The organism is Pseudomonas sp. R4-84 (assembly GCF_054130985.1).
The window spans coordinates 1,387,340-1,407,408 of record NZ_CP096390.1 but is presented as its reverse complement, the minus strand read 5'-3'; the positions used below and the strand labels follow the sequence as shown (position 1 = coordinate 1,407,408).

17 protein-coding genes are annotated in these 20,069 nt (G+C 61.3%); 10 read left to right on the top strand and 7 right to left on the bottom strand.

Going from position 1 to position 20,069, the window contains the following annotated elements; translation table 11 throughout:
* The first annotated feature begins 163 nt into the window (after nt 1-163).
* Complete coding sequence (gene bglX / locus M1D68_RS06620) at nt 164-2,455, top strand: beta-glucosidase BglX (RefSeq protein ID WP_420766748.1); 2,292 nt, start codon at nt 164-166, stop codon at nt 2,453-2,455.
* A 131-nt stretch (nt 2,456-2,586) separates the two neighbouring features.
* On the opposite strand, the gene M1D68_RS06615 is transcribed toward bglX, so the two are convergent.
* From M1D68_RS06615 to M1D68_RS06595, 5 genes are all read right to left on the bottom strand, one after another.
* Nucleotides 2,587-3,744 (bottom strand): phospholipase D-like domain-containing protein, encoded by a 1,158-nt coding sequence (locus M1D68_RS06615; RefSeq protein WP_457969722.1) that lies wholly within the window; start codon nt 3,742-3,744, stop codon nt 2,587-2,589.
* Nucleotide 3,745: 1 nt separating this feature from the next.
* Nucleotides 3,746-4,336 carry a YceI family protein gene (locus tag M1D68_RS06610; RefSeq protein ID WP_420766750.1) on the bottom strand — a complete coding sequence of 197 codons (591 nt, stop codon included), beginning with the start codon at nt 4,334-4,336 and terminating at the stop codon, nt 3,746-3,748.
* Between the two features lie 231 nt (nt 4,337-4,567).
* Complete coding sequence (locus tag M1D68_RS06605; protein WP_434562744.1) at nt 4,568-4,879, bottom strand: amidase; 312 nt, start codon at nt 4,877-4,879, stop codon at nt 4,568-4,570.
* Nucleotides 4,876-5,970 carry a serine hydrolase domain-containing protein gene (locus tag M1D68_RS06600; protein ID WP_457969720.1) on the bottom strand — a complete coding sequence of 365 codons (1,095 nt, stop codon included), beginning with the start codon at nt 5,968-5,970 and terminating at the stop codon, nt 4,876-4,878. The genes M1D68_RS06605 and M1D68_RS06600 overlap by 4 nt, the downstream gene beginning before the upstream one ends.
* Before the next feature lie 163 nt (nt 5,971-6,133).
* A complete protein-coding gene (locus M1D68_RS06595) occupies nt 6,134-7,018 on the bottom strand; it encodes an acyl-CoA dehydrogenase (RefSeq protein ID WP_457969718.1) in 885 nt (294 codons plus the stop codon).
* Nucleotides 7,019-7,162: 144 nt separating this feature from the next.
* On the opposite strand from M1D68_RS06595, the gene olsB reads away from it, so the two are divergent.
* Together olsB and M1D68_RS06585 are read left to right on the top strand one after the other, a co-directional pair.
* On the top strand, nt 7,163-7,918 hold the full coding sequence (gene olsB / locus M1D68_RS06590) for an L-ornithine N(alpha)-acyltransferase (protein ID WP_434562738.1): 756 nt from the start codon (nt 7,163-7,165) through the stop codon (nt 7,916-7,918).
* Nucleotides 7,918-8,712 (top strand): lysophospholipid acyltransferase family protein, encoded by a 795-nt coding sequence (locus tag M1D68_RS06585; RefSeq protein ID WP_457969716.1) that lies wholly within the window; start codon nt 7,918-7,920, stop codon nt 8,710-8,712. The genes olsB and M1D68_RS06585 overlap by 1 nt, the downstream gene beginning before the upstream one ends.
* Nucleotides 8,713-8,824: 112 nt before the next feature.
* On the opposite strand, the gene M1D68_RS06580 is transcribed toward M1D68_RS06585, so the two are convergent.
* The gene (locus tag M1D68_RS06580; protein WP_457969714.1) at nt 8,825-9,409 is read right to left on the bottom strand and encodes an acyl carrier protein phosphodiesterase; all 585 of its coding nucleotides are present in this window, start codon (nt 9,407-9,409) and stop codon (nt 8,825-8,827) included.
* A gap of 152 nt (nt 9,410-9,561) precedes the next feature.
* Here M1D68_RS06580 and M1D68_RS06575 point away from each other — a divergent pair, with 152 nt between their 5' ends.
* From M1D68_RS06575 to M1D68_RS06560, 4 genes are all read left to right on the top strand, one after another.
* Complete coding sequence (locus tag M1D68_RS06575) at nt 9,562-9,864, top strand: ArsR/SmtB family transcription factor (RefSeq protein ID WP_003198672.1); 303 nt, start codon at nt 9,562-9,564, stop codon at nt 9,862-9,864.
* A 17-nt stretch (nt 9,865-9,881) separates the two neighbouring features.
* A complete protein-coding gene (locus M1D68_RS06570; RefSeq protein ID WP_420766757.1) occupies nt 9,882-11,048 on the top strand; it encodes an MFS transporter in 1,167 nt (388 codons plus the stop codon).
* A 33-nt stretch (nt 11,049-11,081) separates the two neighbouring features.
* The gene (locus tag M1D68_RS06565; protein ID WP_434562730.1) at nt 11,082-12,131 is read left to right on the top strand and encodes an alkene reductase; all 1,050 of its coding nucleotides are present in this window, start codon (nt 11,082-11,084) and stop codon (nt 12,129-12,131) included.
* A gap of 177 nt (nt 12,132-12,308) precedes the next feature.
* Entirely contained in the window at nt 12,309-12,935 is a 627-nt protein-coding gene (locus M1D68_RS06560) for a hypothetical protein (RefSeq protein WP_434650171.1), read from the top strand.
* A 199-nt stretch (nt 12,936-13,134) separates the two neighbouring features.
* On the opposite strand, the gene M1D68_RS06555 is transcribed toward M1D68_RS06560, so the two are convergent.
* Entirely contained in the window at nt 13,135-13,767 is a 633-nt protein-coding gene (locus M1D68_RS06555; protein ID WP_420766760.1) for a TetR family transcriptional regulator, read from the bottom strand.
* 264 nt (nt 13,768-14,031) lie between these two features.
* Between M1D68_RS06555 and M1D68_RS06550 the strand changes: the two genes are divergently transcribed.
* Genes M1D68_RS06550 through adeC form a run of 3 tightly spaced genes read left to right on the top strand, consistent with a single transcriptional unit; the run spans nt 14,032 to nt 19,811 of the window.
* Complete coding sequence (locus M1D68_RS06550) at nt 14,032-15,189, top strand: efflux RND transporter periplasmic adaptor subunit (RefSeq protein WP_420766761.1); 1,158 nt, start codon at nt 14,032-14,034, stop codon at nt 15,187-15,189.
* A gap of 3 nt (nt 15,190-15,192) precedes the next feature.
* Nucleotides 15,193-18,357 (top strand): efflux RND transporter permease subunit EmhB, encoded by a 3,165-nt coding sequence (gene emhB, locus M1D68_RS06545; protein WP_434562726.1) that lies wholly within the window; start codon nt 15,193-15,195, stop codon nt 18,355-18,357.
* The gene (adeC, locus tag M1D68_RS06540; RefSeq protein WP_420766763.1) at nt 18,354-19,811 is read left to right on the top strand and encodes an AdeC/AdeK/OprM family multidrug efflux complex outer membrane factor; all 1,458 of its coding nucleotides are present in this window, start codon (nt 18,354-18,356) and stop codon (nt 19,809-19,811) included. Before emhB ends, adeC begins: the two co-directional genes overlap by 4 nt.
* The last annotated feature ends 258 nt before the right edge of the window (nt 19,812-20,069 follow it).

Sequence of the window (20,069 nt, the reverse complement as noted above, 5' to 3'; positions counted from 1 at the left end):
TATGGGCTAAAAGATGCGCAGTGCGAAACTAAGTTCATCGGCACAGGTTCGAAAGTGTGCTGCATTTAACTGGATAACACCCGAACAACAATAGCCGTTCCTCACATTTAGGCTGACCGGCGTGTCCTGATCACCGCCCTTTAGGCTTGCGAGAAAACTATTCATGAAGAAGCTGTGTTTGCTGGGCCTGTTTGTCAGTCTGGCCAGTCAATCCGTATTAGCCGACAACCTGCCAGCCCCCATAGAGAACAAGGACGCTTTCATCAGCAGCCTGATGAAGCAAATGACCCTCGAGGAAAAGATCGGCCAGCTGCGCCTGATCAGCATCGGCCCGGAGATGCCCCGGGAGATGATCCGCAAGGAAATTGCCGCCGGCAACATCGGAGGCACATTCAACTCCATTACCCGCGATGAGAACCGTCCGATGCAGGACGCGGCCATGCGCAGCCGGCTGAAGATCCCGATGTTCTTCGCCTATGACGTGATTCATGGCCATCGCACCATTTTCCCGATTCCCCTGGCCCTGGCCTCGAGCTGGGACATGGACGCCATCTACCGCTCCGGCCGCATCGCTGCCAAGGAAGCAGCGGCCGACAGCATCGACATCACCTTCGCGCCCATGGTCGATATCTCCCGCGATCCACGCTGGGGCCGGACCTCCGAAGGCTTCGGCGAAGACACTTATCTGGTGTCGCGCATTGCCGGGGTGATGGTCAAGGCGTTCCAGGGCACCGGCGCCAACGCCGCCGACAGCATCATGGCCAGCGTCAAGCACTTCGCCCTGTACGGCGCCGTGGAAGGCGGCCGGGACTACAACACCGTGGACATGAGCCCGGTGAAAATGTACCAGGACTACCTGCCGCCCTATCGCGCCGCCATCGACGCCGGCGCGGGCGGGGTGATGGTCGCGCTGAATTCCATCAACGGCGTACCGGCCACCGCGAACACATGGCTGATGCACGACCTGCTGCGCAAGGAATGGGGCTTCAAGGGCCTGGCCGTCAGTGACCATGGCGCGATTTTCGAGCTGATCAAGCATGGCGTCGCTCGGGACGGTCGCGAAGCGGCCAGGCTAGCGATCAAGGCCGGCATCGACATGAGCATGAACGACTCGCTCTATGGCAAGGAGCTGCCAGGGCTGCTCAAGGCGGGCGAGATCGAGCAGAGCGACCTCGACAACGCGGTGCGTGAAGTGCTGGCCGCCAAGTACGACATGGGCTTGTTCAAGGATCCGTACCTGCGTATCGGCAAGGCCGAGGACGACCCGGCCGATGTCTATGCCGACAACCGCATGCACCGCGCCGATGCCCGTGACGTGGCGCGCCGCAGCCTGGTGCTGCTGGAAAACCGCAACCAGACTCTGCCCCTGAAGAAAACCGCGAAGATCGCCCTGGTCGGCCCGCTGGCCAAGGCGCCGATCGACATGATGGGCAGTTGGGCCGCCGCCGGGCGACCGGCGTTGTCGGTCACGGTGTATGACGGCATGGCCCGCGCGTTGGGCGGTGAGTCGAAGCTGATCTATGCCCGTGGCGCCAACATCACGGGCGACAAGAAGGTGCTCGATTACCTGAACTTCCTCAACTTCGATGCCCCGGAAGTGGTGGACGATCCGCGTCCGGCCCAAGTGCTGATCGATGAAGCGGTGAAAGCCGCGAAAGAAGCGGACGTAGTCGTCGCCGCCGTGGGCGAGTCCCGTGGCATGTCCCATGAATCGTCGAGCCGTACCGAACTGAACATCCCCGCCAGCCAGCGCGAGCTGATCAAGGCCCTAAAGGCCACCGGCAAGCCGTTGGTGCTGGTGTTGATGAATGGCCGCCCGCTGTCGTTGCTGGAAGAAAAACAGCAGGCCGATGCGATCCTGGAAACCTGGTTCAGCGGTACCGAAGGCGGCAACGCCATCGCGGACGTGCTGTTCGGCGACTACAACCCGTCGGGCAAGCTGCCGATCACGTTCCCACGCTCGGTCGGGCAGATTCCGACCTACTACAACCACCTGAGCATTGGTCGGCCGTTCACGCCGGGCAAGCCAGGCAACTACACCTCGCAGTACTTCGACGACACCACCGGCCCGCTCTACCCGTTCGGCTATGGGCTGAGCTACACGACGTTCAGCCTGTCGGACATGGCCCTGTCGTCCACCACGCTGAACAAGACCGGCAAGCTCGACGCCAGCATCACTCTGGAAAACACCGGCGATCGTGACGGCGAAACCGTGGTGCAGCTGTACATCCAGGACGTTACCGGCTCGATCATCCGTCCGGTGAAGGAGCTGAAAAACTTCCGCAAGGTCATGCTCAAGGCCGGCGAGAAGAAGGTCATCCACTTCGACATCACCGAAGACGACCTGAAGTTCTTCAACGCGCAGCTCAAGTACGCGGCAGAGCCAGGCAAGTTCAACGTGCAGATCGGCCTGGATTCCCAGGACGTGAAGCAGCAGAGTTTTGAGTTGCTCTGATCCAGCAACACCGCAATACCCTGTGGGAGCGAGCCTGCTCGCGAAGGCGATCTTTCAGTCATTGCATCATTGACTGTCAGGCCGCTTTCGCGAGCAGGCTCGCTCCCACAGTTGTATCCAAGGTGTTTGAACTAACCCCGCCGATCCAGCAGATTCACCACCACCCGATCCACCAACCCCCATACCCTTTGCTTGAAGCGCTTCCAAAATGGCCGGCGCTGCCAGGTGTCGAGGCTCACTTGCAGGCTCTGCTCGAAGTCCCGTTCAAAACTGGCGGCCACGGCCTTGCTCAGCCCAGAGTCCAGTGCTTCCAGGTTGGCTTCGAGGTTGAAGCGCAGGTTCCAGTGATCGAAATTGCATGAGCCAATGCTGACCCAATCGTCCACCAGCACCATTTTCAAGTGCAGGAAGCAGGGCTGGTATTCGTAGATTTTCACCCCTGCCTTGAGCAACCGTGGGTAATAGCGATGGCCTGCGTATCGCACCGATGGATGATCCGTGCGCGGGCCCGTCAGCAGCAGCCGCACGTCGATGCCTCGCGCCGCGGCCTTGCGCAAAGAGCGGCGCACGTTCCAGGTCGGCAAAAAGTATGGCGTGGCCATCCAGATGCGTTTCTGGCCGCTGTTCAATGCCCGGGATAGCGACTGCAGGATGTCGCGGTGCTGGCGGGCGTCGGCATAGGCGACCCGGCCCATGCCTTCGCCCACCGGCGGGACGCGAGGCAGACGGGGCAGGCCGAAATTGGACGCCGGTTTCCAGGCCCGTCGATGGCGGTTGGCAAGCCATTGGCGATCGAACAGCAACTGCCAGTCCAGCACCAGCGGGCCGACGATTTCCACCATCACTTCGTGCCAATCGCTTCGGTCGTCCAAAGGGTTCCAGAATTCGTCGGTGACCCCGGTACCGCCCACCACCGCCAAGCGTTGGTCGACCAACAGCAACTTGCGGTGATCGCGGTAGAGATTGCGCACCCAACGCCGCCAACTCAGGCGATTGTAGAACCGCAGCTCCACGCCCGCCTGGATGAGGCGATTGCGCAGGCCCAAGGTAAACGCCAGGCTGCCATAGTCATCGAACAGACAGCGCACGCGCACCCCGCGCTCGGCCGCCTGGACAAGGGCCTGGACCATCGCCTCGGCGCAAGCGCCCGCTTCCACCAGGTACAACTCCAGTTCGACCTGTTCCTGGGCGCGGGCGATTTCCACCAGCATGCGCGGGAAAAATTGCGGGCCGTCGATCAACAGCTCGAAGCGATTGCCTTCACGCCAGGGAAAGACCGGGCCGCTCATGTCAGCGCGCCGTGAAAATCAGCACCGCACTCACCGGCACCGACAGGCTGATGGTCGACAATCCGGCCAGGTCGCGCAGCTTCTCCAACCCCGGCGCCAGGTCGAAATCCGCCGCGTTGAGCACCACCGGTTCCAGGGTCACGACCTGAAAACGCCGCTCATCCAGGCGAGTCGCCAGCAGTTGGACGTTGTACTCATGCTGCTTGCCATGCAGGTCCACGGTCACCGGCAGGCGCAGTTCCAGTTGCGCGCCGTTGGCCAGGTCCTGAATCGGCATCAGGTCGAGCTGCGCGGTGATGGTGGCTTCGGCGAATTGCTTGATATCGAACAACTCGGCGCGCATGCGCTCGTCCCGCAGGGGGATACCGCTGTTGATGGATTCGAGTTCGACCTCCAGCCGTGCCTGGCCCTTGGGCTGGACCTGCCCATGAAGCACCAGGAAACGCTGGACTTCGGAGACATTGCCGTTTTTGCTGCTGATAAAGGACAGTCGCGAGGACTCACCATCCAGGTACCAGTCGGCCTGGGCCGGCAGCGTGGCGCAGGCCAGGAGCAAGGTGGTGACAGCGCGAGAAAATAACCGCTTGAACATACAGACTCGGGGGGCAGATAAACCTGTGGCGAACCTTAACCGGGCCGAGGGCGCTTGCAAACTGTCTGTTTCACAACATCGCTGCTTCCAACATAACCCAGTGGCGAGGGAGCTTGCTCCCGCTGGGCTGTGAAGCAGCCCCAAGTCGCGATTGACTGAAGGATTTGCGAGCACTGCGCACTCGAGCGGGAGCAAGCCCCCTCGCCACAAAAGGCATCGCTGAAACAGCACTCAGGGTTCCAACCGACACCCCTGCCGCTCCCCCATCCACCGCGCACTGTGGCTACGCCCCAAGCCGCTGACTGTGATGCGTTTTGCTTCGACGGTCTCGAGGAAATCGCTGATCGGCACCGACTGCTTCACATAGCCGCGGCAATAGTCGGCCGGTTGCCGCATCACATAGCGGCACGAGCAGTATTCCTTCGCGGTATAGGCGCTGATGATGTCGGGGAACGCCCGCAAGGCCACCCGCTCCTGCCAGCCCCAACCGAACAGGCCAACAAGCAACATCGACAAAAGAATGAGCACTACCCTGCGCTTCATGGCTGCACCGTCCCGGCGAAGGCCGCCATGGCACGCATGAGCAGTTCGTTGTGGCGATAGGTGCCGTCGCGGTCATCGCCGTAGCGCACGATCACCAGCCTGGCGCTGGGGATGACATACAGCGCCTGGCCCCAATGGCCCAGGGCGGCGAACGTATCCGGCGGCGCGTCGGGCCACGGGCGGATCGACGGGTCGGCGCCGCGATTGAGCCACCAGTGTCCGCCAGGCACGGCTTCGTCCTGGCCCGCCTGAAACCGAGCGAAAGGCTCGCGGTTGAAGGCAATCCAATCCTTGGGAATCAATTGCCGGTCGCCCCAACGGCCATCGCGTTGCATCAGCAGGCCGACACGCGCCAGGTCCCGGGCGGTGAGATAGGCATAGGACGAACCGACAAACGTGCCGCTGGCGTCGGTTTCCCAGGTCGCGTGGCGGATGCCCAGCGGCTCGAACAAGGCTGTCCAGGGGTAATCGGCATAACGCGCCGGGCCGACGATATTTTTCAGGGCTGCCGCCAGCAGATTGCTGTCGCCGCTGGAATAACGGAACACCTGCCCGGGTGGGCTGAAGCTTTCGTGCCTGGCGGTGAACGCGGCCATGTCGTGGCGCCCACGGGTATAGAGCATCGCCACGACCGAGGAATTGAGTGGCGCGTATTCATAGTCTTCTTGCCAGTCCAGGCCAGACGCCCAATGAAAAAGATCGGCCAGGGTCATGTCCGGATGTCGCTTGAGCGGCGGGTAGTACTGGGCGGCTGGATCATCCAGGGCAAAGCGTTTTTCACCGTAGGCGACGCCGAACACCGTCGCCAGCAGGCTTTTACTGATGGACCAGGTCAGGTGCGGGGTCTGTGCGTCAGTCGGTCCGGCGTAGCGTTCGTAGACCAGTCGACCATCCTGGATAACCACCAGCGCGTCGGTGCGGATGCCTTGGCGGGTGGCGTCGTCCCTGGGTGCAAAAGCGTAATGCGCCAAGGCTTCGATGGCCGGCCCACTCGAGGCCTGGCCGGTCGGCCATTGTTCGCCAGGCCAGACTTCGGCGCGGGCCGTCAGGGTCAGCAGCAGGAGCGAAAGCAACAACCAGCCTTTGGGCATGCGCGGGGCTCGCAGAGGTGAACTTGCAGAGCCTATTCAGACTTGATGACAGTTTGAGTTTTGGTGTTCGAAAGGACGCCATCGCGAGCAAGCGCGCTCCCACAGCGGACTTTATGCGCGACGCAAAGCCCCGAAGGAGCGAGCTTGCTCGCGATGAGGCCCTTCAAATCGACGAAGACCCCAACGCCTTGTCCAACCGCTTGGCCCGCGCCCCCGCCGCGATGTCCATCACCGCCTTGTCACGCCCCCACATCTCACGCCACGCCGCCGGCCCATCGGCCAAGGCATCGTCCAACTCAGCATCGAGCCCTTTGAATTGGGCGAACAGCCCACCCAGCAACACATGCGCGACAGTACTCGAAGGGTTGTGGCGACTCGTCTGCGCGCAACTGGCGAGCAACGCCAACAGACGCAGTTGCAACGGCCGGGGCCAGCCGCATTCTTGCCCTAAGCCGTACAACCAGGCGGTCATCGCACTGAGCACGTAGACATCTTCCAAGGTGCGAAACGGTTTGACGTAGACGTCCCAGCCGTCGCCGGGGAGCAATTGGCACAGCGCACCGTCCAGCAACATCCGCCCATGGCTGATATCCGGCATGAACGGCAACGTCGGCAACTTTTCCAGCGTCACGCCCGGTTCGCCCGCATGCACCACCGCCAGGTTCAATCGCGGCGCCTCGCCGGGGGCCTCGCTTCGGGCCGCGACCAGCAACCACTCGGCGGCATCGCCCGCGGTGACGAAATCCTTGCGCCCATTCAGCCGCAAGTCGGCGAGTCGGGTCTGCATGTCCGCCGGGCGCAAGCTGCGCTGCTCGGTGGCGCACAACGCACCGAGGCTTTGGGGCGCGCTCGGCCAAAGCGCCCGCAACGCCGCTTGGTAACCCACCAGAAACGCCAACCCGGGCGTGGCCATCGACCGACCGCCGACTACGGCCAACTCGAACGGCGTCACCGACCCCAGGCGATGTAGCAACGCGGCATAACCTTCGGCCAGATCCGCACAGGCGGGCAGCCGCTCGCCGCGTTCGATCAGGGTTTGCCAAGGCATCTGGGCCTCCTTGCGGGCTGTCATATAAGCATCACCAAAGCTTCATGGCGATGACACCGGGGCTACATAGCCTGACTTTGCACAACATGGCTGCATAAAGAAAGTCGACAGGCTGCAACTGAACAGCCCGCACGGAGATTCGCTATGACCCAGATCGCCCGCATCAGCGACACCGGCAATGAACGCCGCCTGCAAGCCGAACGCCTGATCGGCGCCCAGGCCTTGCAAGAAGCACAGGCCCTGCGCTTCAACGTCTTCAGCGGCGAATTCAACGCCAAGCTCAAGGGCGCGGAGATGGGTCTGGACATGGATGACTATGATGTTCACTGCGCTCACATTGGCGTACGCGACCTGAACACTGGCCGCCTCGTGGCCACCACTCGCCTGCTCGACCACCAGGCCGCCAGCAGCCTGGGCCGGTTCTACAGCGAAGAAGAATTCGCCCTACACGGCCTGATTCATCTCCAAGGCCCGATTCTGGAAATAGGCCGTACCTGCGTGGACCCGGCCTACCGCAACGGCGGTACCATCGCGGTGCTCTGGGGCGAGTTGGCCGAAGTCCTCAATCAAGGCGGCTACAGCTACTTGATGGGTTGCGCAAGCATCCCGATGCAGGACGGCGGCATCCAGGCCCAGGCAATCATGCAGCGCCTGCGCGAGCGCTACCTGTGCACCGAACACCTGCAAGCGGTGCCGAAAAAGCCGTTGCCGGCCTTGGACGTCCCGTCCAACGTCATCGCCGAAATGCCCCCGCTGCTCAAGGCCTACATGCGCCTGGGGGCGAAAATCTGCGGCGAGCCCTGCTGGGATGAAGACTTCCAGGTGGCCGACGTGTTTATCCTGCTCAAGCGCGACGAGCTCTGCCCGCGTTATGCCCGTCACTTCAAGGCGGCGGTCTGATGAGCCGGTTGCGGGTGTACGCGCGAATCGCGCGAGTATTGCTGGTCGTCACCCTGGGCCTGGCCATGGCCAGTGTGTTCGGGATGCTGGAACGTCTGGGACTCGCTCATTCGATGGTGCGCCGCCAGCGCTGGTCGCGTTTCTTCATGGCGCGGCTGACCAACGCCCTGCCCTTTCGCGTCACCGTCCATGGGCAACTGCCGAAACAGCCGATGCTGTGGGTCAGCAACCACGTGTCCTGGACCGATATTCCACTGCTGGGCATGCTCACGCCCCTGTCGTTCCTGTCCAAGGCCGAAGTGCGTACCTGGCCGGTCGCCGGATGGCTGGCAGCCAAGGCCGGCAGCCTGTTCATCCGTCGTGGTTCGGGCGACAGTCAGTTGATTCGCAAGCAGATGAGCCGTCACCTGGAGCAGGCCTATCCGCTGCTCATGTTCCCCGAAGGCACCACCACCGACGGCCGGACGCTGCGCACTTTCCACGGCCGCCTGTTGTCGGCGGCCATCGATGCCGACGTGGCCTTGCAACCGGTGGCGATCCGTTACCTGCGCAAGGGCGAACCCGATTTGCTGGCGCCGTTCATTGGCGATGACGACCTGCTGTCGCACCTGATGCGATTGTTCGCCAATGATCTTGGCGATGTGGAAATCCATCTCTTGGAGCCGATTGCTTGCCACGGCCAGGAACGCGCGGCCCTGGCTTTCCAGGCGCAACAAGCAGTACACAAAGCATTGTTCGGCGAAATGCCCGAGACGCAGACAATGCCGGTTCGGCCGGCGGCGATTGCGGCTTGATCCGAATGCGCATGAGCCCCTATGGGAGCGAGCTTGCTCGCGATAGCGATCTAACATTCAGCAGATGTGCTGGCTGATACACCGCCATCGCGAGCAAGCTCGCTCCCACAATTTAGTCCTGCGGTGAGGCCTGATTCCGCGCAAAATCCTGCAACTGCGGATAGAACAACCGAAAGTCTTCGCTCAACGGCTCATAGAGCCTGACCAGTTCTGACATCGCCCCCGCCAGTTCCTCCGGCCGCGATAGCCGCCGGGAAATGCCGCGCAGCACCTGGCCCAGCACCTCGAATTGCGTATACGACCCCAGCCAGTCGTCCGCCGCCATATAAGGTGCGATCTGCGCCAGCCGCCCCGGCAGTTGCGGTTCAGCAGCGAGGACCTGATAGATCCGGGAGGTGAAGTCCATCAGCGGTCCTTCGCTGTACAGCGTCCAATCCCGGGCCAGGCAATGGTCGAAGAATACATCCAGCACGATCCCGGCATAACGCCGCCGGACCGTGGAGAAACGCGACAAGGCGATATCCACCAGCGGATGGCGATCGGTGTACATGTCGATGCGTCGATGCAGGGCAATCGCCGCTTCGATCCGCGGGTTGAATTGGCCCTGCAGCGGCCCTTTGACGAAGTCGCCATAAAGGCTGCCGAGCAGTTGTTCCCGGCCAGGGCCGCCGAGGTGCAGGTGCGCGAGATAGTTCATGGCCCGCAGCTTAGCACCCCGACGCCTATATCGTTATAACCCGATATAGCGATTTGTAAGATCTTCAGATCAAATACATATTGGTATATCGCGAAGCAACGATTTAAGGTTCGCCTCATCGCGATATAGCGTTATTCATGTGAGCTGCCCCAATGACCCTCGACCTCGACGAAATAATAAAAGCCCTGGCACACCCAGTACGGCGAGACATCCTCAACTGGCTCAAGGACCCCAAGGTCCAGTTTCCCGAACAGTTGCACAACCACGAATTCGGCATCTGCGCGGGCCAGATCGACCAGCGCTGCGGCCTGTCGCAGTCCACGGTTTCGGCGCATCTGGCGGTATTGCAACGGGCCGGGTTGATCACCAGCCAGAAGGTCGGCCAATGGCACTTCTTCAAACGCAACGAGGAAGTGATCCAGCAGTTCCTCAAGCAAATGAGCCAAGAGCTCTAAACCGACAAGGATTCGAAATGCCCCTTTCACTCTTGATTCTGGCGCTTAGCGCCTTCGCCATCGGCACGACGGAATTCGTCATCATGGGCCTGTTGCCCGATGTGGCGGCGGACCTGGGCGTATCGATTCCCGGCGCCGGCTGGTTGGTGACCGGCTACGCCCTGGGCGTGGCCATCGGTGCGCCGTTCATGGCCCTGGCCACCGCGCGACTGCCGCGCAAGGCTGCGTTGGTGGCATTGATGGGGATTTTCATTGTCGGCAACCTGCTCTGCGCAGTAGCCAGCGACTACAACGTGCTGATGTTTGCCCGAGTCGTCACCGCCCTCTGCCACGGTGCGTTCTTTGGCATAGGCTCGGTCGTCGCCGCCGGCCTGGTGGCGCCCAACAAGCGTGCCTCGGCCGTGGCCCTGATGTTCACCGGCCTGACCCTGGCCAATGTGCTTGGCGTACCGCTGGGCACTGCATTGGGCCAGCAAGCCGGCTGGCGCTCGACCTTCTGGGCCGTGACGATCATCGGCGTGATTGCCCTGATCGGCCTGATCCGCTTCCTGCCGGCCAAGCGCGACGAGGAAAAACTCGACATGCGTTCAGAGCTGGTGGCGCTCAAGGGCGCCGGCTTGTGGCTGTCGTTGAGCATGACCGCGCTGTTCTCCGCTTCGGTATTCACCCTGTTCACCTACGTCGCCCCGCTGCTCGGCGAAGTGACCGGCGTGTCGCCCCGTGGCGTGACCTGGACCCTGGTGCTGATCGGCCTCGGCCTGACCCTGGGCAACATCATTGGCGGCAAGCTGGCGGACAAGAGCCTGGCGAACACGCTGATGGGCGTATTCCTGACCATGGCCGTCGTGTCCACCGTCCTGAGCTGGACCAGCGTGGCGCTGATCCCGACCGAGATAACGCTGTTCCTGTGGGCCACCGCCTGCTTCGCCGCCGTGCCGGCCCTGCAGGTCAACGTGGTGACCTTCGGCAAAGACGCGCCCAACCTGGTGTCCACCTTGAACATCGGCGCCTTCAACATTGGCAATGCCTTGGGCGCCTGGGTCGGCGGCACTGTCATCGACCATGGCCTGGGCCTGACCACCGTGCCCCTCGCCGCCGGCGCGCTGGCCGTGCTGGCGCTGCTGGTGACCCTGATCACTTTCCGTCAGGGCGGCCATGCCGACCTGGCACCTGCCACTCACTGACTACTGATCCTTCACTTTGCGAGGTTGTATTTCATGGCAACAATTTTCGACCCCATCAAACTCGGCGACATCGAGCTGAAGAACCGCATCATCATGGCCCCGCTTACCCGCTGCCGCGCCGACGCAGGCCGCGTACCCAACGCCTTGATGGCCGAATACTACGTGCAACGCGCTTCCGCCGGCCTGATCCTCAGCGAAGCCACGTCAGTCACGCCAATGGGCGTGGGTTATCCGGACACCCCTGGCATCTGGTCCAACGACCAGGTACGCGGCTGGGCCAACGTGACCAAAGCCATCCACGGCGCCGGCGGCAAGATCTTCCTGCAGCTCTGGCATGTGGGCCGGATCTCCCACCCTTCCTACCTGGACGGCGAACTTCCAGTGGCACCGAGCGCCATCCAGCCCAAGGGCCACGTGAGCTTGGTTCGCCCGTTGGCTGACTACCCGACGCCGCGAGCACTGGAAACCGCTGAAATCGCCGACATCGTCGATGCCTACCGCGTCGGTGCCGAAAACGCCAAGGCCGCCGGTTTCGACGGGGTGGAAATCCATGGTGCCAACGGCTACCTGCTCGACCAGTTCCTGCAAAGCAGCACCAACCAGCGCACCGATCACTACGGCGGCTCCCTGGAAAACCGTGCTCGCCTGCTGCTGGAAGTCACCGATGCGGCCATCGAAGTCTGGGGCGCCGGCCGCGTGGGCGTACACCTGGCGCCGCGCGCCGACTCCCATGACATGGGCGACGAGAACCGTCTGGAAACCTTCAGCTATGTCGCCCGCGAGCTGGGCAAGCGTGGCATCGCCTTTATCTGCTCCCGCGAGAAAGAAGGCGACGACAGCATCGGCCCACAACTCAAGCAAGCCTTCGGCGGCCCGTACATTGCCAACGAGCGCTTCACCAAGGAAAGCGCCAACGCCTGGCTGGCAGCAGGCAAGGCGGACGCCGTGGCGTTTGGCGTGCCATTCATTGCCAACCCGGACCTGCCGGCACGCTTGAAAGCCGACGCGCCATTGAACGAGCCGCATCCGGAAACCTTCTACGGGAAAGGCCCGGTGGGTTATATCGATTACCCTGTACTTTAATCTCCACCTCTATAAAAGCCCTGCCTCGAAAGAGCCAGGGCTTTTTTAATTTCCAATATTCGGTCAAACATAAGAACTTTGTAATCAAGGCAAAGCCGCTCATTATCAGGAACAGTGAGCGCATACGGCGTTCCCCTCCTGCCATTGAAAGGCAACATTGAAAAAAGGAATTTGAGAATGAATGACGCGACGGACAGCACGCCACCGGCCAATAACGACCTTATCGAGAGACTCCTTTCACAGTTCCGCTTTTTGCCCTTGTCAGTCTTGTACGAGCAATTCAAGTCACTCGACACGACAGAGTACGCCGAGGCACTTAACGCCTTGATAGAAAAGAATAAAAAGAACGATGAGGTCGACCGGAAGATTCAAGCCTGGGAGCAAGAAAAGATTCGCCAGGATAAAACCCGATTGCTGGTCAAGATATTCAACCACACCGACCAGGCTTTTCAATTTCGCGAAAATAACCTCAGCCTGAACGCCATTGATCATGACTTCTTCAATATCCGTCGCGGGGATATCCAGGCGTTGAAATTCGACTTCTCGTACGTCAGGACATTGCGCAGCCGTAGCAAGGATATGTTCCAACACTTCATTGTGTTTGGCGACAAACAATGTGGATTCCGCTTCGATTTCGGCTTACGCGTGGAGACTTCTTTTGGCGTTTTCACCCCCACCCTGACACCGGTACGGACCCATAACGTGACCTCTATTGGCGCAACGCCCGTCAATTGCACAACTCGCATCACTCACGCGGCGGAGGGAGAACCCTACGGCTTTACTGTAGAAATCGTAATTAGCTGAAGATACTGCCCCGTCAGGCCAACCGGATGGGGCACATATTTCCACTTTGTAAGCGCACCGGGCCACTGCGCTTACAACCGCGAAACAATTTTCCTACAAAATTCGCCATCGATTTTATATACCCTTGGCCGACGTCAGTTTATAAAGCCTTTCTCACGCGCCCGTATTGACACAAACCGATTCAATTACGCATTTTGTTTCATTTGCGCAGGCTAGGGCTCAGGTGCAGCATATCCAGCCCGATGTCCACCCAGCGTTCGGCTTCATTCGCCAGGGCGAAACTGTCTGGAGCCAGCAACCACTGGTAAAGAATGCCGTCGATATAGGCATGGATGGCAACCGCCGCCCTTTCGGGATTGAGGTCATCCGGCAACTGGCCGCGTTTCATTGCATTGCGCAACGACAAGGCGATACGCACGTTGCAGTCGAGGCTGACTTCACGTCGCTGCTGGCGCAAATCGCACATTTCATCGGTGAACTCGCACTTATGGAACAGAATCTCATTGATGCGCCGGGTTTTCGGGTCCAGGGCCACCTGCTGGAACAACCGTACCAACAACTTGCGCACGCACCCCAGGGGATCAAGCTCTTCCTCGTTTTCGCTCGCGCGGGCCAATTCATCGAGCGGTTCATGCAGCGTATCGAGCATGGCCTGGAGCAGATCCGCCTTGTTGCTGAAATGCCAATAGATGGCGCCCCGTGTCACACCGGCGAGCGTCGCGATATCGGCCAGCGTGGTACGCGCAACGCCTCGCTCGAAGAAGGCTTTTTCGGCCGCTTCGAGTATCTGGCTGCGAGTCTCCAAGGCTTCCTCTTTGGTACGACGGACCATGGCAGTAAACACCTCAATCAGGATGCGTAAGCAATGCGTAAGGATCAGCAGGACAATCTATAGGCAACGTCTGCCTGCACGCGTCCCCGGTCCGCATTGGCCTTTGTCAGGCTTTTGTAAATCCGGATGGTACGCAATTTGGCTGTTTACAAACAACCGTGTACGTAAGTATATTTCTTAGCATCCTACTAATTGCTTATCTGGCTCTTTTTTCACCTTTCACTTTCGAGCGCGCCTGTTACGCGCCTGGACCCGAGGATTTTCATGCAATTCAAGCCAGCTGTTACCGCTCTGGTCACTGCCATCGCCCTGGCATCGCTGCTCAGCGGATGCAAAAAGGAAGAGGCTGCACCCGCGCCTCCCCCTCCTCAGGTCGGCGTCGTAACCCTCAAGACCCAGCCTTTCACCCTGACCTCTGAATTGCCGGGCCGCACCAGTGCGTTCCGCGTTGCCGAAGTGCGCCCTCAGGTCAATGGCATCATCCTCAAGCGCCTGTTCAAGGAAGGTGCCGACGTCAAGGCCGGCCAGCAGCTGTACCAGATCGACCCCGCCGTTTACGAAGCGAACCTCAAGAGCGCCGAGGCCAACCTGCGTTCCACCAAGTCGATCGCTGATCGCTACAAGCAATTGGTTGATGAACAAGCCGTGAGCCGCCAGGAATACGACACTGCCATGGCCAATCGCCTGGAGTCGGAAGCCAGCCTGCAGACCGCGCAGATCAATGTGCGGTACACCAAGGTCTATGCGCCGATTTCAGGTCGCATCGGACGTTCCTCGGTGACCGAAGGCGCGCTGGTCAGCAACGGGCAGACCGATGCCCTGGCGACCATCCAGCAACTCGACCCGATCTATGTCGACGTGACGCAAAGCTCCGTCGAACTCCTGCAACTGCGCCGCGAGCTGGAAAGCGGCCGCCTGCAGAAGGCCGGCGACAACGCCGCCATGGTCAAGCTGACCCTGGAAGACGGCAGCCAGTACCCCCATGAAGGCAAGCTCGAATTCTCCGAAGTCTCGGTCGACCAGACCACCGGCTCCGTGACCTTGCGCGCCGTGTTCCCCAACCCCGACCACACGTTGCTGCCGGGCATGTTTGTCCACGCGCAACTGCAGGCTGGGGTGAACAGCGCGGCGATCCTGGCACCGCAGCAAGGCGTGACCCGCGACCTCAAGGGTACGCCGACCGCCATGGTCGTGGGCGCTGATAACAAGGTCGAACTGCGTCAGCTCAAGGCCAGCCGCACCGTTGGCAACCAATGGCTGATCGAAGACGGCCTCAAGGCCGGTGATCGCCTGATCACCGAAGGGTTGCAGTACGTACGGCCAGGGGTAGAAGTCAAAGCCACCGAAGCCACCAACGTTGGCGCTAAGAACCCGGCCCCCGCTCAGGCAGCTGACAAAGCCGCCGGCGGCAAAGGGGAGTAAACCATGTCGAAATTCTTTATCGACCGTCCGATCTTCGCCTGGGTGATCGCCCTGGTGATCATGCTGGTCGGCGCTTTGTCGATCCTCAAGTTGCCGATCAACCAGTACCCGAGCATCGCGCCGCCGGCCATTGCGATCCAGGTGACCTACCCAGGTGCTTCCGCACAAACCGTGCAAGACACTGTGGTGCAGGTCATCGAGCAGCAGCTCAACGGCATCGACAACCTGCGTTATGTGTCCTCGGAAAGTAACTCCGACGGCAGCATGACCATCACCGCGACCTTCGAGCAGGGCACCAGCTCCGATACCGCCCAGGTCCAGGTCCAGAACAAGCTGAACCTGGCCACCCCGCTGTTGCCGCAAGAAGTGCAGCAGCAAGGCATCCGCGTGACCAAGTCGGTGAAAAACTTCCTGATGGTGATCGGGGTGGTGTCGCGCGACGGCAGCATGACCAAGGACGATCTGTCCAACTACATCGTGTCCAACATGCAGGATCCGATCTCGCGCACTGCCGGTGTCGGCGACTTCCAGGTCTTCGGGGCCCAGTATGCGATGCGGATCTGGCTCGACCCGGCCAAGTTGAACAATTTCAGCCTGACCCCGGTGGACGTCAAAAACGCTATCGCCGCGCAAAACGTCCAGGTCTCGTCCGGCCAACTCGGCGGCTTGCCTGCCCTGCCCGGCCAGCAACTGAACGCGACCATTATCGGCAAGACCCGCTTGCAGACCGCCGAGCAATTCAAGGCGATCCTGCTGAAGGTCAACCCGGACGGCTCCCAAGTGCGCGTTGGCGATGTGGCCGACGTTGGCCTGGGCGGCGAGAACTACAGCATCAGCGCCCAGTTCAATGGCGCACCAGCGTCGGGCCTGGCGGTAAAACTGGCCAACGGTGCCAACGCACTCGACACGGCCAAAGCCCTGCGCAAGACCATTGACGACCTCAAGCCGTTCTTCCCCCAGGGCGTAGAAGTGGTGTTCCCATACGACACCACGCCGGTGGTGAGCGAGTCGATCAAGGGTGTGGTTGAAACCCTGGTCGAGGCGGTCGTGCTGGTGTTCCTGGTGATGTTCCTGTTCCTGCAGAACTTCCGAGCCACCATCATCACCACGATGACGGTGCCGGTGGTGTTGCTGGGTACCTTCGGGATTCTCGCGGCGGCCGGCTTCAGCATCAACACCCTGACCATGTTCGGCATGGTGCTGGCCATCGGCTTGCTGGTGGACGACGCCATCGTCGTGGTGGAAAACGTCGAACGGGTGATGAGCGAAGAAGGCCTGTCGCCCAAGGAAGCCACCAAGAAGTCCATGGGCCAGATCCAGGGCGCCCTGGTGGGTATCGCCCTGGTGCTTTCGGCGGTGCTGCTGCCGATGGCGTTCTTCAGCGGCTCTACCGGCGTGATCTACAAACAGTTCTCCATCACGATCGTCTCCGCGATGGCGCTGTCGGTGTTGGTCGCCCTGATCTTCACCCCGGCCCTGTGCGCCACCATGCTCAAGCCCATTCCGAAAGGCGAGCACGGCACGCCGAAACGCGGTTTCTTCGGCTGGTTCAACCGCACTTTCGACCGTGGCGTCAGGAGCTACGAGCGTGGCGTGGGCAACATGCTCCAGCGCAAGGCTCCGTATCTGCTCGCTTACGTGATCATTGTGGTCGGCATGGTCTGGCTGTTCACCCGCATCCCTACCGCGTTCCTGCCCGAAGAAGACCAGGGCGTGTTGTTTGCCCAGGTACAGACACCGGCCGGCTCCAGTGCCGAGCGCACCCAGGTGGTGGTCGACAAGATGCGCGAGTTCCTGCTGCGTCCAAGCAAGGACGGTGGTGAAGGCGATGCCGTGGCCTCGGTGTTTACCGTGACCGGCTTCAACTTCGCCGGTCGTGGCCAGAGCTCGGGCATGGCGTTCATCATGCTGAAACCGTGGGAGGAGCGTAACGCCGACAACAGCGTGTTCAAGCTCGCCGCTCGCGCCCAGCAGCATTTCTTTACCTTCCGTGACGCAATGGTGTTCGCCTTCGCCCCGCCAGCAGTGCTGGAATTGGGTAACGCCACCGGTTTCGACGTGTTCCTGCAGGACCGCGCCGGCATCGGCCACGACAAGCTGATGGAAGCTCGTAACCAGTTCCTGGGCATGGCGTCCCAGAGCAAGGTCTTGACCCAGGTCCGTCCGAACGGCCTGAACGACGAGCCGCAATACCAGCTCGAGATCGACGACGAGAAGGCCAGCGCGCTGGGCATCACCTTGGCCGATATCAACAACACCCTGTCGATCGCCCTGGGCAGTAGCTACGTGAACGACTTCATCGACCGTGGCCGGGTTAAAAAGGTCTACGTGCAAGGCCAGCCGGGCGCTCGCATGAGTCCGGAAGACCTGAAAAAGTGGTACGTGCGCAACAGCGCCGGGACCATGGTACCGTTCAGCGCCTTTGCCAAAGGCGAGTGGACCTACGGTTCGCCGAAGCTCGCGCGCTACAACGGCGTGGAAGCGATGGAAGTCTTGGGTGCTCCGGCGCCGGGCTATTCCACCGGTGAAGCCATGGCCGAGGTCGAAGCCATCGCCAAGAAGTTGCCGGCCGGCGTCGGCATCTCCTGGACAGGCCTGTCGTACGAGGAACGCCTGTCGGGTTCCCAGGCCCCAGCCCTGTACGCGCTCTCGCTGCTGATGGTATTCCTCTGTCTGGCGGCACTGTATGAAAGCTGGTCGATCCCGATCGCCGTCATGCTCGTGGTGCCGTTGGGGATTATCGGTGCCCTGCTAGCCACCAGCCTGCGCGGTCTGTCCAATGACGTGTACTTCCAGGTGGGCTTGTTGACAACGATCGGCCTGGCGGCGAAAAACGCCATCCTGATCGTCGAGTTTGCCAAGGAACTACACGAACAAGGCCGGACCCTGGTGGAAGCCGCCATCGAAGCCTGTAGGATGCGTCTGCGGCCGATCATCATGACGTCCCTGGCGTTCGTCCTCGGCGTCGTCCCGCTGGCGATTTCCACCGGCGCCGGTTCGGGCAGCCAGCACGCCATCGGTACCGGCGTGATCGGCGGTATGCTCACGGCCACCATCCTGGCAATCTTCTGGGTGCCATTGTTCTTCGTGACAGTGTCGTCGTTAGGTCGTCGCAAAAATGCCGACCAGGACAACACTCCTGAAACTTCTAAAGAGGCTGGCCAATGAGCAAGTCGCTACTCTCCCTGACCATCGCCGCGGTCGTGCTCAGCGGTTGCTCGCTGATCCCGGACTATCAGCGGCCCGAAGCTCCGGTCGCGGCGCAGTACCCGCAAGGCCCGGCCTACGAACCGGCCAACGCCCCCGGCCAGGCAGCCGCCGAGCAGGGCTGGAAGCAGTTTTTCCATGACCCTGCGCTGCAACAGCTGATCCAGGTTGCCCTGGAAAACAACCGCGACCTACGGGTCGCTGCGTTGAACATCGACGCCTACGCCGCGCAATACCGCATCCAGCGGGCGGACCTGCTCCCGGCGGTCTCGGCAACCGGCTCCGGCAGCCGTCAGCGCGTGCCGGCACGGGCTTCGCAGACCGGCGAAGCGGCCATCAGCAGTTCCTACTCCGCAACGCTGGGGATCAGCGCCTACGAGTTGGACCTGTTCGGTCGCGTCCGCAGCCTGAGCGAGCAAGCGTTGCAAAGCTACTTCGCCACCGAAGAAGCCCGTCGCAGCACCCAGATCAGCCTGGTGGCCAACGTCGCCAACGCCTATCTGACCTGGCAGGCGGACAAGGAACTGCTCAAGCTGACCCAGGACACCCTGGGCACCTACGAACAGAGCCTGAAGCTGACCTCGCGCAGCGCCGAAGTCGGCGTGGCCTCGGCCCTGGACCTGAGCCAGGCGCGCACCGCGGTTGAAAACGCCCGCGTGCAACTGGCTCGCTACACCCGCCAAGTGGCCCAGGATGAAAACAGCCTGACGCTGCTGCTGGGCACCGGCCTGCCGGCCAACCTGCGCACTCAACCGTTGAGCGATGACCTGCTCAGCGAAGTGCCGGCCGGGCTGCCGTCGGACCTGCTGCAACGTCGTCCGGACATTCTCCAGGCCGAACGCAACCTGCTCGCCGCCAATGCCAACATCGGCGCCGCACGGGCCGCGTTCTTCCCAAGCATCAGCCTTACGGCCAACGCCGGTACCCTGAGCCCTGACCTGTCCGGTCTGTTCAAGGGCGGTTCGGGCACCTGGACCTTCGCGCCGCAGATCAACCTGCCGATCTTCAACGCCGGCAGCCTGCGGGCGAGCCTGGATTACGCCAAGATCCAGAAAGACATCAACGTCGCGCAGTATGAGAAGTCGATTCAGACAGCGTTCCAGGAAGTCTCCGACGGCCTGGCCGCGCGCCAGACCTACAACGAACAGCTGCAGGCCCAGACCGACTTCGTCGCCGCCAACCAGGACTACTACCGCCTGGCCGAGCGTCGCTACCGCATCGGCGTCGACAGCAACCTGACCTTCCTCGACGCCCAACGGCAGTTGTTCAGCGCACAACAATCGCTGATCACCGACCGCCTTGCGCAACTGACCAGCGAGGTCAATTTGTACAAGGCCCTGGGTGGTGGCTGGAATGCCGAGACGGGCAAGCACGAACCGCTGGCGGAAAAAGCGCCGGAGACGAAGTTGTTCTGATTGATGTACTGAAAACAAAAAGCCCACCGAAAGGTGGGCTTTTTGTTAGGGCCTGCTTTATCCACAAGTTGGCTAACGGGGGTCGACAGTATCCGGTACTCGATCAGCCTTTGAGAGCCTGCTTGGCGAGAGGTTTCGCCAGAACCCAAGCGTTGGTGAGCCTCGCCCGTAAATTGTGTCGGGTGGCATTCGCCCTGATGAAAAACCAGAGCGAATAGCGCCCTAATTCTATGCTGCAGGGTTCCCCTGCAACATAGA

Excerpts from the sequence above, each read along its gene's own strand:
- bglX (WP_420766748.1), top strand. The coding sequence starts at position 164 with ATGAAGAAGCTGTGTTTGCTGGGCCTGTTTGTCAGTCTGGCCAGTCAA.
- M1D68_RS06615 (WP_457969722.1), bottom strand. The coding sequence starts at position 3,744 with ATGAGCGGCCCGGTCTTTCCCTGGCGTGAAGGCAATCGCTTCGAGCTG.
- M1D68_RS06610 (WP_420766750.1), bottom strand. The coding sequence starts at position 4,336 with ATGTTCAAGCGGTTATTTTCTCGCGCTGTCACCACCTTGCTCCTGGCC.
- M1D68_RS06605 (WP_434562744.1), bottom strand. The coding sequence starts at position 4,879 with ATGAAGCGCAGGGTAGTGCTCATTCTTTTGTCGATGTTGCTTGTTGGC.
- M1D68_RS06600 (WP_457969720.1), bottom strand. The coding sequence starts at position 5,970 with ATGCCCAAAGGCTGGTTGTTGCTTTCGCTCCTGCTGCTGACCCTGACG.
- M1D68_RS06595 (WP_457969718.1), bottom strand. The coding sequence starts at position 7,018 with ATGCCTTGGCAAACCCTGATCGAACGCGGCGAGCGGCTGCCCGCCTGT.
- olsB (WP_434562738.1), top strand. The coding sequence starts at position 7,163 with ATGACCCAGATCGCCCGCATCAGCGACACCGGCAATGAACGCCGCCTG.
- M1D68_RS06585 (WP_457969716.1), top strand. The coding sequence starts at position 7,918 with ATGAGCCGGTTGCGGGTGTACGCGCGAATCGCGCGAGTATTGCTGGTC.
- M1D68_RS06580 (WP_457969714.1), bottom strand. The coding sequence starts at position 9,409 with ATGAACTATCTCGCGCACCTGCACCTCGGCGGCCCTGGCCGGGAACAA.
- M1D68_RS06575 (WP_003198672.1), top strand. The coding sequence starts at position 9,562 with ATGACCCTCGACCTCGACGAAATAATAAAAGCCCTGGCACACCCAGTA.
- M1D68_RS06570 (WP_420766757.1), top strand. The coding sequence starts at position 9,882 with ATGCCCCTTTCACTCTTGATTCTGGCGCTTAGCGCCTTCGCCATCGGC.
- M1D68_RS06565 (WP_434562730.1), top strand. The coding sequence starts at position 11,082 with ATGGCAACAATTTTCGACCCCATCAAACTCGGCGACATCGAGCTGAAG.
- M1D68_RS06560 (WP_434650171.1), top strand. The coding sequence starts at position 12,309 with ATGAATGACGCGACGGACAGCACGCCACCGGCCAATAACGACCTTATC.
- M1D68_RS06555 (WP_420766760.1), bottom strand. The coding sequence starts at position 13,767 with ATGGTCCGTCGTACCAAAGAGGAAGCCTTGGAGACTCGCAGCCAGATA.
- M1D68_RS06550 (WP_420766761.1), top strand. The coding sequence starts at position 14,032 with ATGCAATTCAAGCCAGCTGTTACCGCTCTGGTCACTGCCATCGCCCTG.
- emhB (WP_434562726.1), top strand. The coding sequence starts at position 15,193 with ATGTCGAAATTCTTTATCGACCGTCCGATCTTCGCCTGGGTGATCGCC.
- adeC (WP_420766763.1), top strand. The coding sequence starts at position 18,354 with ATGAGCAAGTCGCTACTCTCCCTGACCATCGCCGCGGTCGTGCTCAGC.